6 protein-coding genes are annotated in these 3560 nt (G+C 35.1%); 1 reads left to right on the top strand and 5 read right to left on the bottom strand.

The features are described 5' to 3' along the window. The 4 genes from AC1DTM_RS20450 to AC1DTM_RS20435 form a co-directional block, all read right to left on the bottom strand. Window positions 1-344: heme-binding protein (locus AC1DTM_RS20450; protein ID WP_477000747.1), on the bottom strand; the 344-nt coding region annotated here is incomplete at its 3' end. Between the two features lie 239 nt (window positions 345-583). Then, complete coding sequence (locus tag AC1DTM_RS20445) at window positions 584-1150, bottom strand: SGNH/GDSL hydrolase family protein (RefSeq protein ID WP_016105519.1); 567 nt, start codon at window positions 1148-1150, stop codon at window positions 584-586. Window positions 1151-1166: 16 nt separating this feature from the next. Beyond that, window positions 1167-1991 carry an MBL fold metallo-hydrolase gene (locus AC1DTM_RS20440; RefSeq protein ID WP_477000746.1) on the bottom strand — a complete coding sequence of 275 codons (825 nt, stop codon included), beginning with the start codon at window positions 1989-1991 and terminating at the stop codon, window positions 1167-1169. Window positions 1992-2082: 91 nt separating this feature from the next. Continuing rightward, window positions 2083-2832, bottom strand: a complete 750-nt coding sequence (locus AC1DTM_RS20435) for a Nif3-like dinuclear metal center hexameric protein (RefSeq protein ID WP_016105521.1) — start codon at window positions 2830-2832, stop codon at window positions 2083-2085. 84 nt (window positions 2833-2916) lie between these two features. On the opposite strand from AC1DTM_RS20435, the gene AC1DTM_RS20430 reads away from it, so the two are divergent. Next, the gene (locus AC1DTM_RS20430) at window positions 2917-3126 is read left to right on the top strand and encodes a hypothetical protein (protein WP_002066340.1); all 210 of its coding nucleotides are present in this window, start codon (window positions 2917-2919) and stop codon (window positions 3124-3126) included. 119 nt (window positions 3127-3245) lie between these two features. Here AC1DTM_RS20430 and AC1DTM_RS20425 read toward each other — a convergent pair. Beyond that, window positions 3246-3560 (bottom strand): SDR family NAD(P)-dependent oxidoreductase (locus tag AC1DTM_RS20425; RefSeq protein WP_477000745.1); only part of this gene is annotated, 315 nt, incomplete at its 5' end.

Below are 3560 nucleotides of genomic sequence, written 5' to 3'. Positions count from 1 at the left end.
GCATATTCCGAGCCATCTAAACGGTATTTTTCATGATATGGAACTCCGCTTATTTCACTTTCTATCTGCATATAATACGAGCTATGATTATGCAGGGAAACGACCCGTTTTTTACGCTCAATCCATTTCGTATTTTCCTCAGTTGTCCCTGTCATCTTGAAATGAAATAATTGCACACCATTTTTTGCTATATCAACAGCAATCAATTTCCCCTCTCGCTTTGCTGTTTCAACGATAAATAAACCTAATTGCAAGGCATCTTCATTTGTAAAAGAGGAAAATTGAAGTGTTTCCTCCTCTATTAAAATTTGTTTACTTATTTCACTCAAATTTGAAGTGCTCATATCTTTAACCTCCCTAATCGTTTTATACCACATTGGCATTTTTTGAAATTCTCTATAGTACCGTAAAGCTTGTTTTCTTCTTACTGGTGCTATTATGAATTATATTTAACTCATTAAAAATGTATGTACTTTAAAGTGCTATAGGTACTAAACATTTAGTACAGGAATCGTCTACTTCTGTGATTCAGCTAATTCATTATAAGAAGTACAAAAAAAGCAAAGCGCCCACGCTTTGCTTCTTACAGAATTCCTTTTAACTTTTCACAAATTAACTTCGCTAAATACTCATAACCTTGTGGTCCAAAGTGTAAACCGTCTTTTTCATCATCTTTTACGAATATTTTATAATTTTCTTCTTGAATCATCTCAGCATATAAATTGAGAAAATGGCTCCCTGTTTTTCTTGCTACTTCCTCTACCACCGCTGCATACTGACCGAGTATTTCATTTGTTCTATTACGTTGTCTTTCTTCATCAACTGGTGCAGGACTAATAAGTAATACTTTTTCTGGTGAGATCGCACTTAAAATTTTCTCTAAATTTTCTTTATATGCTTGTAATGGAACTTGAGCAAAAGAAACTGCATCATTCGTACCAAGAAAAACTGTTATAAAGTCTGGTTTATATGATAATACATCATCTTCAATCCTATTTAACGCATCGAACGTATTATCACCCGGAACACCTGCATTAACCACTTTCCAATTTGGAAACATCTCTTGCAAACGTGGTGTTAACCTCGGCGTTCCATCAAAAAATGTTTCATCAGCTGTAATACTATCCCCAAAGCATACTAACGTTTTCATAAAGCTAACTCTCCTTTTACGTATGAAACAGCTTTCCTTCTATCGCTTTCATATATCTTTCCGCAGACCGTTCAACTGCCTCATTTGCATGTTCTTTCACTACTCGGTGAAAGGCATTATATAGACGATTAAACTGTAACGGTTTCACTCGATTCGCCATTTCTTCCACTTTCCTTGCTGGTAGTGGAATTAAGTTTGGATAGCTGTACATGAAGCTCACCCACTGTTGATCCGCTACAACTTGAATAATATCACCTGTTAATAAAATACCTTTCCCATCATTTCCTTCTTCCCAGTGTAATACAGAACCGCCGCTAAAATGTCCTCCGAGACGATGAACAGTAATTCCATCCGCTAATCGTAAAGRCTCGCCAGCCCAATAAATGATACGACTACTCGGGCGCATTACCCACTCTTTGTCGTCTTCGTGTATATAAATTGGTACATCAAATATTTCTGCCCATTCTACTTGTGTTGAATAATAATGCGGATGAGATAGTGCAATCGCATCTAATCCGCCACACTCTTTTATCTTCYCAATTGTCGTTTCATCTAAATAAGTAATACAATCCCATAGTAAACGATATGACTCTGTTTTTACTACAAATGCCGTTTGACCGATCGCAAATTCTGGTTTTGTCGTAATACTATAAAGCCCATTTTCTTCTTCTATAATTTCATTTTTATATGTATCACTCGTTTGCAAGTTTTCTAAAGTCGTCCAAGACTGCCCTTTCGGATTAATATATTGTCTCTCCTCATCACAAATAAGACAACTTACCGGTTCTTCTACACTCGCTGCATACTGAACGCCACACGTTGTACAAACGAAATTGTTCATAGTCATTCTCCTATCCTTATATTTTTAACTACGCCGATATTTGTTGATAGTTTTCTTCTTTTTTATTTTCAATTGATAAGCTGAATTTCCCTCACTCCAAATGATCTTCATTTAATCTAGTAATTTCTATTGAATTGTCTCTTTCTTTTAACTTACGAGCCAAACTTTCCACACCAAATACTTCTGTAAATGTGTGACTACCTACAATTAAGTTAATGTCTTTAAATTTCGCATGTTGTACTGTATATAATGTTTTTTCTCCTGTTATGTACGTATCACAACCTTTTTCTAGTGCACGCTCAATAAGGTTTGTATTATTTCCTGCACCTGTTAAAATCGCAATCCGTTTTACTGGCTTATCATGATTTTTCCAACTCTTCACTTTCTCTTCCATTCTCTCTTCAAGTTTTCCAACTAAGTTTGAAAAGGGAATCGCTTCTTTATATTCTCCTATTCCCGGTAGCTCTTCTTCCTCATACGTGGAATATTCCAGTATTGTATCTATCCCAATTTCGTTAAATAACGACGTACACGTGCCAAACTTTACAAAATCTAACGGCAAATGAATCCAAAAATGATTCATTTCATATTCTTTTAATTTTTTAATACAAGCCTCTTCCATACCGAATAAAAAACTCCACGGCGCATGATGTGTAAGTATCATATCAACCCCATTTTGATATGCTTCTTCAATCGTCTCTAGCGTCAAATTTGTCGTGTAACCTATTTTGTGAAATTCCTCTTTACTAATGTGAGTGAAACCATACTCGTCATCACCGTATTTATTAAGATGCTCTTCAAAAAGAGATGTAATATGTTCTTTAAACTGCGTTATATTCATTTTCATTTCTCCTTTCTTCTACTTTTATATTTCAAAAATAAGGAAATACTATGTAACGACGTTACATACATATAGGAGGACAATATGAAACCTGAATTTTTAAAAGCTATACATGAAGCGATTGGAAATGTTGAACATATTCATATAGAAGAAAGTGGTGCAGATAGTTTACTCATTCATCACGATGATGCACAGCAATTAAAACAAGTTGCTGAAACTTTAGAACATAATAATTTCCGCTCTACTATTAGAACAGCTGGGGATGCTTCTTATATTGAAGTGTTGAACAGGTAATGAAAGTCCGGATATATTCCGGTCTTTCTTCTATATCTTCAATTATTACTGCATTTGATAATCTATTTAACATTTTTTGAAAGACCTAAATGCATTTTGAATAATTGAAAGATCGTACATTACCATTTCAATTCACCTACACCCGGCTCAATAAACTTCCCTGACACATCCTCATTTGATTCTATTACCCAATCATATATATTTTGTGCTCCTTCAGCAGGAGTCATATTCGCATCAGAAGCACCAATGTCCGTCTTTAATTTCCCTGGATGAATGGCGGTTACACGAATTCCTTTATCCGCAAACTCTTGCTGTAAACAGAGAGTTAACATATTTTGTGCAGCTTTCGCAATTCGATATGAATACGAAAACTCTCCTTGAGGAAACTCTTTGGCCGCCATTTTATGTAATGAACCCAATCGAGAGGATATATT

It is taken from the genome of Bacillus sp. P4_D3 (assembly GCF_056401855.1).
The sequence above is the reverse complement of the archived record's forward strand: the minus strand, read 5'-3'. Positions and strand labels throughout refer to the sequence as shown.